Origin of the sequence: Streptomyces sp. NPDC002884 (assembly GCF_040295245.1) — a bacterium.
In the GTDB taxonomy this organism is placed as follows: domain Bacteria; phylum Actinomycetota; class Actinomycetes; order Streptomycetales; family Streptomycetaceae; genus Streptomyces.
In genome coordinates, this window is record NZ_JBEOVB010000022.1 from 16,073 (window position 1) to 30,225 (window position 14,153).

At 75.1% G+C, this 14,153-nt stretch carries 3 protein-coding genes; all 3 read left to right on the forward strand.

The features are described 5' to 3' along the window. The first annotated feature begins 338 nt into the window (after nucleotides 1-338). From ABT070_RS31985 to ccrA, 3 genes are read left to right on the forward strand one after another with little or no spacing between them, the layout of a single operon-like run. Nucleotides 339-8,936: a non-ribosomal peptide synthetase gene (locus ABT070_RS31985; protein WP_351765726.1), complete on the forward strand. Its 8,598-nt coding sequence runs from the start codon at nucleotides 339-341 to the stop codon at nucleotides 8,934-8,936. Next, the gene (locus ABT070_RS31990; protein WP_351765727.1) at nucleotides 8,929-12,798 is read left to right on the forward strand and encodes a type I polyketide synthase; all 3,870 of its coding nucleotides are present in this window, start codon (nucleotides 8,929-8,931) and stop codon (nucleotides 12,796-12,798) included. The genes ABT070_RS31985 and ABT070_RS31990 overlap by 8 nt, the downstream gene beginning before the upstream one ends. Beyond that, entirely contained in the window at nucleotides 12,795-14,030 is a 1,236-nt protein-coding gene (ccrA, locus tag ABT070_RS31995) for a crotonyl-CoA carboxylase/reductase (RefSeq protein ID WP_351765729.1), read from the forward strand. Before ABT070_RS31990 ends, ccrA begins: the two co-directional genes overlap by 4 nt. The last annotated feature ends 123 nt before the right edge of the window (nucleotides 14,031-14,153 follow it).

Genomic DNA, 14,153 nt, shown 5'->3' on the forward strand with positions numbered 1-14,153 from the left:
GAGAGTGCACGGTCGGGCCGGTGCGAATCCACCCGATGCGGAGCGCACGGCGAAAGTCTCGTGTTTTCCCTAAAGTTCGTCGCGGACGCGGCTATCCCGGAACTCACGTTCTTTAAGGAAAAACCTCAATTCCGTTCGCGGGGCCGGATCGGGCTTGACCGGGTTCGCCCGGCTGCCCCAGCGTGAGGACCTCGTGAACCGGCGGCGGGCCGCGATACGGCCACGTCCCCGGAGCGCGGCCGTAAATGCCGGCCCGGTGGGCCGGGGCCGCTTCCCTGTCAGACCGACCGGGTTCTTTCCGGCCGGGCCGTTACGGCTTGCCACGTGAGGGTTGTGCTATGTCACTCCACGAGGAGTCTCTCCCCGAGGACGAACGTCGACCGCTGTCCGGAGCCCAGGAAGGCCTCTGGTACGCGCAGCGGCTCGCCCCCGACAGCGCCGCGTACAACACCGCGGAGGCGGTGGAGATCCACGGCGGCCTGGACACCGCTGTGTTCGAGGCGGCGCTGCGCCGCACGGTCGGCGAGGCCGGCACCTTCGCGCTGCGCTTCCTCGACACCGACGACGGCCCCCGCTGCCGTCCGGCGCCGGACGCCGACGACTGGCCGCTGCACCGGGTCGACGTGAGCGACGCCGTGGACCCGGAGGCCGCCGCCTGGAAACTGATCCGCGCGGACCTCGCCACCCCGGTGGACACCGACAAGGGCCCGCTGTTCGCGCACACCCTCCTCACCCTCGCCGCCGACCGCCACATCTGGCTGCTGCGGGCCCATCACCTCCTGCTCGACGGCTACAGCTACAAGCTCCTCGGCCGCCGTCTGGCCGACGTCCACAACGCGCTGGCCGAGGGCCGCGACCCCGGACCCGGCGGCTTCGCGCCCGTCGGCCGGCTGTGGACCGAGGAGGCCGCCTACCTCGCCTCCGAACGCCGTGACCGTGACCGCGACCACTGGACCCGCCGCCTGGCGGACCTGCCGGAACCGGCCCGCCTCACCCGCCGTACGGCCCCGCCGCACGCCCCGTTCCTGCGCCACACCGTCGAACTCGGCCCCCCGGACGCCGAGGCGCTGTCCGTCGCGGCCGCCGGCCTGGGCATCACCCGCGCCGACCTGCTCGCCACCGCTCTCGCCGTCTACCTGCACCGCATGACCGGCACGGACGACCTCGTCCTCGGCATGGCCACCATGAGCCGGCTCGGCAGCGCCGCCCTGCGCACCCCGGGCACCGCCTCCGACGTGCTGCCCCTGCGCGTCACCGCCCGACCGGGCACCCGCTTGGCGGAGTTCGCGCGCACGGTGGCCGACGAACTGGCCGCACTACGACGGCACCAGCAGTACCGGGGCGAGTTCATCCGCCGCGACCTCGGCCTCCTCGGCACCGGGCGCCGCCTGTACGGACCCGTGCTGAACATCGTCCCCTTCACCGAGGAACTGGACTTCGCCGGCAGCACGGCGACCTGGCACCACCTGTCGGGCGGCGCCGTGGACGACCTCCAGATCAACGTCCGGCCCGGCACCCGGCCCGGCGCCCTCTGGCTGGCCTTCGACGCCAACCCCCGCCTGTACGAGGCCGACGAACTCGCCCTGCACGGCGAACGGTTCCCCGCACTGCTGCGGCGGCTGGCGCAGGCGGCGCCCACCACCGCGCTCGCCGATCTGGACCTGCTGCTGCCCGGCGAGCACCCGAGCGGCCGGCCGGTACGCGAGTTCCCGGTCGCCGGCACGCTCACCGAGCTGTTCGAGCGGCAGGCGCACGCCCGGCCCGGCCGGATCGCCGTCACCCACCAGGGCGCACATCTCACGTACGGGCAACTCAACGAAGAGGCCAACCGGTTGGCCCGGCTGCTCGTCGAGCGCGGCGCGGGACCGGGCCGGACGGTGGCCCTCGCGCTGCACCGGGGCCCGCTGCTGCTGCCCGCCCTGCTGGCGGTCCTCAAGACCGGAGCCGCCTACCTCCCGCTGGACCCCGCCCACCCGGCCGAACGCCTGCGCCTGGTCATGGCGGACGCGGCGCCCGTCCTCCTGGTCACCGAGGGCGACCTCGCCGCGGGCCTCGGCGGTGACGTCGCCGCCGTCGTCCTGGACGAGCCGGCCGTCACCGCCGACCTCGCCGCGCGCCCGGCCGACGATCTGACCGACGCCGACCGCGGCGGACCCACCGGCCCGACGGACATCGCGTACGTCATCCACACCTCCGGCTCCACCGGCCGCCCCAAGGGCGTGCCCGTCCCGCATGCCAACGTGGTCCGGCTGTTCGCCGCGTCGGCCGAGCACTTCGACTTCGGCGCCGACGACGTGTGGACCCTCTTCCACTCCTACGCCTTCGACTTCTCCGTCTGGGAGATCTGGGGCGCCCTGCTGCACGGCGGCAGGCTCGTCGTCGTTCCGTACGCCGTCAGCCGTTCTCCACGGGACTTCCTGCGGCTGCTGCACGACGAGGGAGTCACCGTCCTCAACCAGACACCGTCCGCCTTCGAACAGCTGGTGGACGCCGACGAGGAGCCCACCGCAGGAGCACTGCGCTACGTCGTGTTCGGCGGGGAGGCGCTGCGTCCCGAACGGCTGCGCCCGTGGACGGCCCGGCACGGTCTCGACCGGCCGGCCCTGGTGAACATGTACGGCATCACCGAGACCACCGTGCACGTCACCCACCACCGCCTCACCCCGGACGACCTGACGGACCCCCGCCGGGGCAACGTCGTCGGCACCCCGCTCGCCGACCTGCGCGTGTACCTCCTGGACCCGCGGGGCCGGCCCGTGCCGCCGGGCGCCGTCGGCGAGCTGTACGTCACCGGCGCCGGGGTGACCCCCGGCTATCTGCACCGCCCTGAACTGACCGCCGACCGCTTCCTGGACGACCCCCACGGCCCGCCCGGCAGCCGCATGTACCGCTCGGGCGACCTGGCGCGGCTCCGCGCCGACGGCGCCCTCGACCACCTCGGCCGCGCCGACCGGCAGGTGCAGCTGCGAGGCTTCCGGGTCGAGCCCGGCGAGATCGAGGCCGTCCTCGCCGAACACCCCGGCATCGCCCGCGCCGCCGTCGTCGTGCGCCGTGCAGACCACGGCGCCGAGCAGCTCGTCGCCTATCTCGTGACCACCGGTGAACGGCCGCCCGCCGCGGCCGAGGTGCGCGCCCACGCGGCCGCCCACCTGCCCGAGCACATGGTTCCCGCCGCCTGTGTGCTCATGGACACCCTGCCGCTGACCACCAACGGCAAGCTGGACACCGACGCGCTGCCCGCGCCCGACCTCACCGGCGCGGCGGCCGGCGCCCGCCCCGCGAGCACCGAACAGGCGCTGGTGTGCGCCCTGTTCGAGGATGTGCTGAAGCTGCCCCGGGACACCGTCGGCATCGACGCCGACTTCTTCGACCTGGGCGGCGACTCGCTGCTCGCCACCCGGCTGCTGGCCCGGCTGCGCCACGGGTCCGGCACCGACGTGCCGATCACCGCCCTGTTCGAAGGCCCGTCGCCCGCCGCCCTCGCCCGGCTCCTCGACGGCCGCCCCGGCACGGCTCCCGGCCGGCCCGCTCTCGGCGAGCGGCCCCGCCCGGAACGCGTCCCGCTGTCCTACGCCCAGGAACGCATGCGGTTCCTGAACATGCTCGACGGCTCCACGGCGACGTACAACATCCCCCTCGTCGTGCCGCTCGGCGCCGCCGCCGACACCGAGGCGCTGAGTGCCGCGCTGGGCGATCTCGCCGACCGGCACGAGATCCTGCGCACGGTGCTCGCCGACCACGAGGGCACGCCGTACCAGCGGATCCTGCCGGCCGGCGGGCCGCGCCCGCCGCTGCCCGCAGTCGACTGCCCCGCCGACGAGATCGGCGCGCACCTGGCCGCCGCCTCCCGCCACCGCTTCGACCTCACCGGCGAACCTCCCCTGCGGGCCTGGCTGGTCGGCACCGGCGAGGACCGGACCCTGCTGCTCGTACTGCACCACAGCGCCGCCGACGGCTGGTCCCTGCGACCCCTCGCCGACGACCTGACCACGGCCTACGAGGCACGCCGCGCGGGCACCGCCCCCGCGTGGGACGCGCCCTCGGCGCAGTATGCGGACTACACGCTCTGGCAGCGCGCCCTGCTCGCCCCCGGGCCGGACGGTACGGGACACGCCGAGCGGCTCACCGCGCACTGGCGGCAGGCGCTGGCCGCGGCGCCGCAGGAGTGCACCCTGCCCGGCGACCGGCCCCGGCCGACGGCACCGCGCGACGGCGCCCATGTCACCGAGCACGTACCCGCCGCCCTGCACCGCGACCTCACCGGCCTCGCCGAGCGCGAGGGCAGCAGCCTGTTCATGCTGCTGCACGCCGCCGTCAGCGCCCTGCTCACCCGTTGCGGAGCGGGTGAGGACATCGTGCTGGGCGTCCCCGTCGCAGGGCGCTCCGAACCCGGCCTGGACGATCTGATCGGCCTGGTCACCAACACCCTGGTGCTGCGCGCCGACACCTCGGGCAACCCCGCCTTCCGTGAGCTGCTGGCCCGCGTCCGGCCCGGCGACCTGGCCGCGCTCGGCCACCAGGAACTCCCCTTCGACCGGCTGGTCGACGAACTGAACCCGCCCCGCCGGCCCGGCCGGCACCCGCTGTTCCAGGTCATGCTCGCCCTCCAGAACAACGAGCCCGCCGTGCTCCGCCTCGACGGGCGCCCGGTGCTGCTGCGGCCCACCGCCACCGGCACCGCCAAGTTCGACCTCTTCGTGGACGTCCTCGAACGGCGCACCGCCGACGGCATCCTCGACGGCCTGGACCTGCACATCGAGTACGCCACCGACCTGTACGACCCGTCCACCGCCGAGGAGTTCGCCCGCTCGCTGGGCCGGCTGCTCGCGGCCGTGAGCGCCGACCCGGACGTACGGCTCGGCGGGCTCCCGGCGCCCGCGCCCCGCACACCGGCCGAGGCATCCGGCCCCGACACCGCAGGTCTGGCCGAGGCGGCCCGGTCCGTGCCCGGCATCCGCGACGCCGTCGCGCTGCCCGCTGCCGACGGCGGACCGCCCCGGCTGTTCGTGGTACCGGGCCGCGCGGAGGCCACCGAGGCCGTCGAACGCCTGCTGGAGCGCACCGGCACCACGACCGTCGGCGTCACCGCCGTCAGCACCCTGCCCCGCGATGCCGACGGCGCCCTCGACCCGGCCGCCCTCACCGCCCTGCCCGCCGTCGACCGCGCCGCCGCCGCGGCCTGGCAACAGCGCCTCGCCCGCGTCACCGGTGTCGGCGCCGCCGAGGCAGGGGTCGAGGACACCCCGCGGGAACTGGCCCGCAGGCACGCCGCCGCCCCGCGCCGTGCCGCACCGGCGTCCGACGGCGGAACCCGTGGGGCGGCCGGGACACGGCCCGCCCTCAGCGAGGGCCCCGAGCAGGCCGAACCCACCGTGGCCAGCTGGGCCCAGGCCCTGGTGCGGGCCGCCGACCACGCGCGGGGCGACATCGTGCACGTCCACCCCGACGGCAGCGAGACCCGCCGTGACTACGCCTCCCTCGTCCCCGAGGCCTCCCGGGTCCTCGCCGGACTCCGGCGTGCCGGACTGCGCCCCGGTGACCAGGTGATCCTCCAGTGCGACGCCGGTGAGGACTTCCTCGCGGTGCTCTGGGGCTGCATCCTCGGCGGCTTCGTCGCCGTACCGCTCACCGTGCCCGCCTCCTACGGCACCCCCTCGGCCGCCCTCACCAAACTGGAGGGCATCTGGCGGATGCTCGGCCGGCCCTGGATCGTCTGCTCGCCCGCGCTGGAGGCGGGCCTGCGCGACCGGATCGGCCACGACGGCGGGTCAGGTCTCCGGCTGACCACGGCCGACGCCCTGCGGGACGCGCCCGAGGACCGCGACTGGTACGCCGCGCGGCCGGACGACCTCATCCTGATGCTGATGACCTCGGGCAGCACCGGCCTGCCCAAGGCCGTCCGGCTGACCCACCGCAACGTGCTGGCCCGATCCGCCGCCACCGAGGCCATGAACGGACTCGGCGCCGACGACGTGACCCTGAACTGGATCCCGCTCGACCACGTCACCGGCGTCGTCATGTTCCACCTGCGGGACCTCTATCTGGGCTGCCGGCAGATCCACGCGCCCACCTCCTGGATCCTCCAGGACCCGACGCGCTGGATGGACCTCGCCCACCGGCACCGGGTCAGTGTGACGTGGGCCCCCAACTTCGCCTTCGGGCTGCTCGCCGGACAGGCCCCGCGCTTCGCGGACCGCGACTGGGACCTGACCCCGATGCGGCTGGTGATGAACGCCGGCGAGGTCGTCGTGGCCGCCGCCGCCCGCGGCTTCCTGCACGCGCTGCGGCCCTTCGGACTGCCGCAGGACGTGATGCACCCCGGCTGGGGCATGTCCGAGACCTGCTCGGTGGTCACGGACGCGGTGCTGCCCGCCGAACCGCCCGGCACCGACGAGACGTTCGTCAGCTGCGGCCTGCCCTACCCCGGCTTCGCCATGCGCGTCGTCGGCGAGGACACCACCGTGCTCACCGAGGGCGAGGCCGGTCGGCTCCAGGTCCGGGGCACCTCCGTGACCGGCGGCTACCACGACAACCCGGCGGCCAACGCCGAGGCGTTCACCGACGACGGCTGGTTCGACACCGGCGACCTGGCGTTCCTGCGCGACGGCGAGCTGTTCATCACCGGCCGCGCCAAGGACGTCATCATCGTCAACGGCGTCAACCACTACAGCCACGAGATCGAGACCTGCGTCGAGGAACTGCCCACCGTGGTCCGCAGCTTCACCGCGGCCTGCGCGGTCCGCTCCGACGCCTCCGCCGCCACCGACGAACTCGCCCTGTTCCTCCACCTCGCCCCCGTCCCCGACCGCGCCGCCGCGCTGCGGGAGATCGCGGGCAAGGTCACCCGCGAGATCGGCGTCAGCCCCGCCTTCCTGGTCCCGGTCGGCCCCGGCGACATCCCCAAGACCGAGATCGGCAAGATCCAGCGGACCAAGCTGCGCAAGAGCTTCGAGGCGGGAGACTTCGACGACGCCGTCCGTGAGGCGCACCTGCTGCTGGGCACCGCGGCCACCGTCCCCGACTGGTTCCTGAAGCCCGTGTGGCAGCCGGCCGCCCCTCGCGCCCCGCGCGTCCTGCCGCCCGGCCGGCACACCCTGGTCCTGGCCTGCGACGGCCCCGGGACCCACCGTCTCGCCGACCGCCTGGTCCGGGCTCTGCGCGCCGACGGCGCCCGCTGCACCGTCGCCACGGACGGACCGTCCTACGAACGCCTCGACGCCGCCCGCTACCGGATCCGGGCCACCGAGGACGCCGACCACACCGCGCTGCTGCGGGACCTGGCCGCCGACGAGCGGCCGGTCGACGCCGTCGTCCACCTCACCGCCCCGCACGACGGCGACGCCGCCCCGGACGAGTCGGCCGCCCGCACCCTGCTGGCGCTCGCCCGGGCCCTCGGCACCCGGCCGGCGGACCTGCTCCACGTGACGGTGGACGCCCAGGCGGTCGGCGCGGGCGAAGCCCCCTCCCCGGCCCAGGCCATGGCCGGCGCGGTCCTGAAGTCGCTGCGGGAGGAGTCACCGGGGCTGCGCTGCGTCCACCTGGACGTCGAACGGGACACCGACCCCGTACCGCTCGTGACGGCGGAGGCCGCGCAGCAGCCCGTGGACACCGAGGTGGCCCACCGCGGCGGACGGCGTCACGTGCGCCGGCTGGCCCCGCTGCCCGAGGCGCCCGACCGCAGGGAGCCGCCCGCCACCGACGGCTTCCACCTCGTCAGCGGAGGGCTCGGCGGAGTCGGCGGCGCACTCGCCGCCCACCTCCTGGCGACCCCCGGCGCCCGCCTGCTCCTCCTCGGCCGCAGTCCGCTGCCCGAGGACGGCGGAACCCACCAGCGGCTCCGAGAGCTGGGCGACGTGCGCTACGCGTGCGCCGACGTCACCGACGAGGACCAGGTGCGGGCGGCGGTGGACGGGGCCACCGAGGCCTGGGGCGTCCCCCTGAGATCGGTCTGGCATCTGGCCGGCGCACTCGTGGAGCGGCCCGTCGGCGACCTGGACCCGGACGCCTGGCGCTCGGCGCTGGACGCCAAGGCGCACGGCGCCTGGACCCTGCACCGGGTCAGCGCCGACCGTCCGGTGACCTCGTTCGTGCTGTTCTCCTCCGTCAACGGCTGGTTCGGCGGCGCCATGAACACCGCCTACGCCGCGGCCAACGCCTACCTCGACGCGCTCGCCCTGCACCGCCGCGCCCGGGGCCTGCCCGCGCAGAGCCTGGCCTGGAGCATGTGGCACGAGCGGGGCATGAGCAGCGGCTACGGTCTCACCGCACTCACCGAGGCACGCGGCTACCGGGTACTGGACGCGGCCGCCGCGCTGCGCTCCCTCGATCTCGCCCGCACCCTGGACGAACCCCATCTGCTGATCGGCGCCGACCGCACCGCCCCCTGGGTCCGCAGCCATGTCGCCGAACCTGCCCGGCAGGTACGGCGGCTGACCGCCCGCGTCGCGCTGGAGGAGGGCGCCGACCTCGGCGCCCTGCACCGAGCGGCCGCCGACGCGGCGGGCGTCGCCCCATGGGTGCTGCGCGCCGCCGGCAGCGCCGAACGGCCCGAGGCCGCCGACGACACCGGGGGACGGATCCACGCCCTGGAACAGCGGCTCGCCGAGCTGTGGTGCGCGGTGCTGCGCCGCGACCGGGTCGGCCGGGACGAGAACTTCTTCGACCTGGGCGGCAGCTCCCTGCTCCTGGTCGGCGCGCAGAGCGCCGTCAACCAGGAGTTCGGCTGCGACCTGACCGTGGTCGACCTGTTCGCGCACCCCACCGTGCGCGACCTGGCCCGCCACCTCGTCGGCCGTACGACGGCCCCCGGGGCCCCGACGGACGGCGCCGGGGACCCGCCGAGCGGGCTGGACCGGGCGAAGGAACAGGCACGACGGCAGCGCGCGGCCCGGTCCCGCCGCTCCGCACGGAACGGAAAGGGCCAAGGCCATGCATGAGACCAACGGGCCGCTGGACACACCGGAGGAGGACCTGCCGGCCGTCGCCGTCATCGGCATGGCCGGCCGGTTTCCCGGCGCCGACGACCTCGACGCGTTCTGGGACAACCTGGCCGCGGGCCGCGAAGCCGTACGACCCGTCACCGACGAGGAGTTCCTGGCCGCCGGCGGCGACCCGGGCGACCCGTCGCTGATCCGCATGGCCTCCGTCGTCGAGGGCATCGACCGCTTCGACTCCGGATTCTTCGGCTACCTGCCCGCCGAGGCCGCCGTGGTCGACCCCCAGCAGCGCCTGCTGCTGGAGACCGCCTACCACGCCCTGGAGAACGCGGGCTGCCTCGCACCCGGCACCGATCACGGCACCTTCGGCGTGTACGCGGGCGCCGGCGACAGCCGGTACTACCCCGCCCACGTCCACCCCCGCCACGCCGGACAGCCCGGCTCCGTCGAGCTGGTGCACGCGGCCACCGCCAACTCCCTGGGCACCCTCGCCCCCCGCATCTCCTACGAACTGGGTCTGACCGGCCCCAGCGTGTCCCTCCAGACGGCCTGCTCCACCGCGCTCGTCGCCGTGCACACCGCCTGCCAGGACCTGCTCGACCACCGCTGCGACACCGCCCTCGCCGCCGCCGTCTCCCTCAACCCCTCGGCGGCGCTCGGCTACCGACACGTGCCCGACGGGCCCTTCTCGCCCGACGGACACTGCCGGGCGTTCGCCGCGGACGCCGCCGGCACCTCCTCCGGGGACGGCGTCGGCGCGGTCGTCCTCAAACGGCTGGTGGACGCCCTGGCCGACGGCGACCGCGTCCGGGCCGTGATCCGGGGCAGTGCCGTCAACAACGACGGACGGCGCAAGGTCGGCTTCAGCGCGCCCAGTTCCGCCGGACAGACCGAGGTCGTGCTGGCCGCGCAGGCCCAGGCGATGGTGGACGCCGACACCATCGGCCTGGTCGAGGCGCACGGCACCGCGACGCGTCTCGGCGACCCCATCGAGGTGGCCGCGCTCACCGAGGCGTTCCGGGAGTCCACCCGACGGCGCGGCTACTGCGCGCTGGGCTCGGTGAAGACCAACATCGGCCATCTCGGCGCGGCCGCAGGCATCGCCGGGCTCATCAAGGCGGTCCTCGCCCTGGAACACCGGCAGATCCCGCCCAGCCTGCACTTCGACCGGCCCAACCCGCTCATCGACTTCGCGGCCGGACCGTTCCGCGTCCCCACCGCGCTGGAGGACTGGCCCGCCGCCGGCCACCCCCGGCGGGCCGCGGTCAGCGCCTTCGGGATCGGCGGCACCAACGCCCACGTCGTCCTGGAGGAGGCCCCCGCTCCCGCTCCCGCACCGCCGCGCGCCCCCGAGGACGGCGGCCGCCTGGTGCTGCCGCTGTCCGCCCGGACCGCCGGCGCCCTGCGCGGCCAGGCCGAGACCCTCGCCCGCCACCTGGAACGCCGCCCGGGCCTGCGCCTGGACGACGTGGCGCACACGCTGCGCACCGCCCGGCCCGCCCTGCGCCACCGCCTGACCGTCAGTGCCGCCTCCCGCGAGGAGGCCCTGTCCGCCCTGCGGGCCGCCGCCCCCGACACCCCGGCCGTGCCGGACGAACCCGCCCGGGTGGCGTTCCTGCTGCCGGGCGGCGGCACCCAGTACCCCGGCATGGGCGCCGAGCTGTACCGCGACCAGGACGTCTACCGCGACACCGTGGACGAGTGCGCCCGCATCCTGCGTCCCGTCCTCGGCACCGACCTGCGCACCTCCCTCTTCGAGGGCGCACCGGCCGACCACACCGCCACCTTCCTGGGCCTGGTCGTCACCGAGTACGCCCTCGCGCGCACCCTGATGTCCGCCGGGGTCCGCCCCGACGCGCTCATCGGCCACTCCCTGGGCGAGTACACGGCGGCCTGCCTGGCCGGGGTCATCGACCTCGCGGACATGCTGCCCCTGGTCACCGAACGGATCCGGCTCATCAGCGGGGCGGGCGGAGCGACCGTCGGTGTGGCGGCCCCGGCCGAGGAGATACTGCCGCTGCTCGACGAGGAGTTGTCCCTGGCCGCGGTGAACGGGCCCGCCGCCTGCACCGTCGCCGGATACGAGGAGGCCGTGGCCCGCTTCGAGCGGGAACTCGCCCGCCGGGACCTCCCGTTCCGCCGGGTACGGATACCGGCCGCCGCCCACTCCCACGTCCTGGACCCGGTGCTGGAGACGTACGAGCGGCATCTGCGCGGCGTCACCCTGCGCCCGCCCCGCATCCCGTTCGTCACCAGCGTCACCGGCACCTGGATCACCGATGCCCAGGCGACCTCGGTCCGGCACTGGCTCGACCACACCCGCCGCACCGTGCGGTTCACCGACGCCGTCACGGCCCTGTGGGAGCGCGGGCGCCCGGTCCTGGTGGAGATCGGACCGGCGGACACCCTGACCGGACTGGCCACCGCCCAGCTGGACCCGGACACACCGGTGACGGTCACCACCATGCGGCACGCCAAGGCCGACGCCCGCGACGGCTTCGTCCTCGCCGAGGCGCTGGGCCGGCTGTGGAGCGCCGGCGCGGACACCGCGCTCCCGCCGGTGCCGGGCACGCCGCGGACGGTGCCGCTGCCGCCGTACGCCTTCGAACGGCACCGGCACTGGATCGACGCCCCCGGCGCCCGCTCCACCGCGTCCGACACCCCGGACACGGTCCAGGACGAGCCGCACCTCGCGCCCCGGCCCCGGCTCACCACCGAGGCCGTGCCGCCGCGCACCGAGCGGGAACAGGCCGTCGTCCGGCTGTGGGAGCAGACCCTCGGCATCGGCGGCATCGGCGTCCACGACAACTTCTTCGACCTCGGCGGCGACTCCATGCGGGCCGTGCTGCTGGCGGGCCGGCTCCGCCGGGCCGGGGTGCTCGACGTACCCGCCGCCACCCTGCTGGCCGCGCCGACCGTCGCCGGTGTCCTCGCCGCCACCGAGGACACCGACGACCGGCGGTCCGGCGGCACCGCGAACGCCCTGGCCCCCCTGCTGCCGCTGCGCCGCGAGGGCGGCGCCGCACCGCTGTTCTGCGTACACCCCGGCGCCGGCGTCTCCTGGCGCTACACCGGCCTGCTGCCCCACCTCGGCGGCGACCAGCCGGTGTACGGCATCCAGGCCGCCGGTCTCGACGGCACCCGGCCGCCCGCACCCGACGCCCCGGCCATGGTCGCCTCCTACGTCGATCTGGTCCGCGAGGTCCAGCCGCACGGCCCCTACCGGCTGCTGGGCTGGTCCTACGGCGGCTTCGTCGCCCACGCGATGGCCTGCGCGCTCCAGGAACAGGGGGAGCGGGTGGAACTCCTGGCCATGCTGGACGCCCCGCAGCCCTACGGCAGCGCGTACGACGCCGGGACGGCCGAGCGCCAGGTGGCGGCCCTGCTCATGCGGGTGGCCGGCCTGCCCGTGCCCTCGGACGGCGAACCGCCCGCGGTGGCGACCGTCCTGGACCGCATCGACGCCAAGGTCACGGCGGATCCCGCCGGTTCTCCGGTCGATCGCGCGCAGGCCGCCGCCGTCGCCGACGTCATGCGCAACAACCTGCGCCTCGCGCCCCGGTTCGAGCCCGGCGTCTTCCACGGGGACGTCCTGTTCTTCAGCGCCGACGACGAACCGGTCACGGACTTCGCCGGCGACCTTGCCGTACTGCCCGGCAAGGCGGACGCCTGGCGGGCCCAGGTGCGGGGCACCCTGCACGACCACCGGGTGCCGTGCGGGCACTACGAGATGACCGAACCCGAGCCCCTCGCCCTGATCGGCGCGGCGGTCGCCAAGGCACTGCGCGGCACCGCCGATCCCACCGCGTCCGTATCCGTACCGCCCCCCGGGGGCCCCGACCGTCCAGGAGACCCCGCATGACCGCGACCGCAACCCAGGACCTCTACGAACTCGGTGACGCGCCCGAACCGGGCACCGTGCCACGGAAGATGTACGCCTCGCTGATCCGCCGGGAGCGCTACGGGCAGCCCGTCGACGCGTTCCGCACCGAGGTGGTCGACGTCCCCCCGGTCCGCCGTGGCCAGGTGCTGGTCAAGGTGATGGCGGCCGGCGTCAACTACAACAACGTCTGGGCGGCGCTGGGGAAGCCGCTCGACGTGATCGCCGCCCGGCAGAAGGCCGGCGCGGTCGAGGACTTCCACATCGGCGGCTCCGACCTGTCGGGCATCGTGTGGGCCGTCGGAGAGGACGTCAGGGGCGTTCGGCTCGGGGACGAGGTCGTCGTGCTCGCCAGCCGCTGGGACGAGTCGGCCGAGGACATCCGCCTGGGCGGTGACCCGGCCGCGTCCGTCAGCCAGCGGGTGTGGGGCTACGAGGAGAACTACGGCTCCTTCGCCCAGTTCGCGGTCGTGGACGACTACATGTGCCACCCCAAGCCCGCCCGGCTGTCCTGGGCGGCCGCCGCCTGCTACATGGCGACCGCGGCCACCGCCTACCGGCAGTTGTTCGGCTGGGACCCGCACACCGTCCGGCCCGGCGACCCGGTGCTGATCTGGGGCGGTGCCGGTGGCCTGGGCAGCATCGCCATCCAGCTCGTCCGGCACGTCGGCGGCATCCCGGTCGCCGTGGTCTCCAGCGAGGAACGCGGCGCGTTCTGCATGCGGCTCGGCGCCGAGGGCTGGATCGACCGGCGCGACTTCGACCACTGGGGCCGGATGCCCGATACCTCCGACGACGCCGCGATGAGCCGCTGGCTGTCCGGGGCACGGGCCTTCGGGCGGCGCTTCTGGGACGTCCTCGGCGAGCGGCGCAGCCCCAGGATCGTGCTGGAGCACTCCGGCGCCGACACCATCCCCACCTCCGTCTATCTGTGCGACAACGCGGGCATGGTCGTCATCTGCGGCGGCACCACCGGCTACAACGGCGACGTCGACCTGCGAGTGCTGTGGATGCGGCAGAAGCGGCTCCAGGGCTCGCACGCCGCCTGCGCCCGCGAGGCCCGTGAGGTCACCCGGCTGATCGACCAGGGTGCCATCGACCCGTGCCTGTCCCGGACCTTCGGTTTCGAGGAGATCGGGCTGGCCCACCAACTCATCCACGAGAACCGTCACCCGATGGGGAACATGGCGGTCCTGGTCAACGCGTCGGAGTAGAGCGTGCGGTGGCCGGGCCGTCCGACGGCCGGCCCGGCCACCGCACCTCCGAGGCGACGACCCGCGGTCGGCCCCGGCACGGCGAGCCGGCCCGCTAGGGACTCGACACCGGCCGGGCCCGGC

What these genes read in the sequence shown, in the direction of transcription:
- ABT070_RS31985 (WP_351765726.1), top strand. Translation starts at nt 339, where the DNA reads ATGTCACTCCACGAGGAGTCTCTCCCCGAGGACGAACGTCGACCGCTG.
- ABT070_RS31990 (WP_351765727.1), top strand. Translation starts at nt 8,929, where the DNA reads ATGCATGAGACCAACGGGCCGCTGGACACACCGGAGGAGGACCTGCCG.
- ccrA (WP_351765729.1), top strand. Translation starts at nt 12,795, where the DNA reads ATGACCGCGACCGCAACCCAGGACCTCTACGAACTCGGTGACGCGCCC.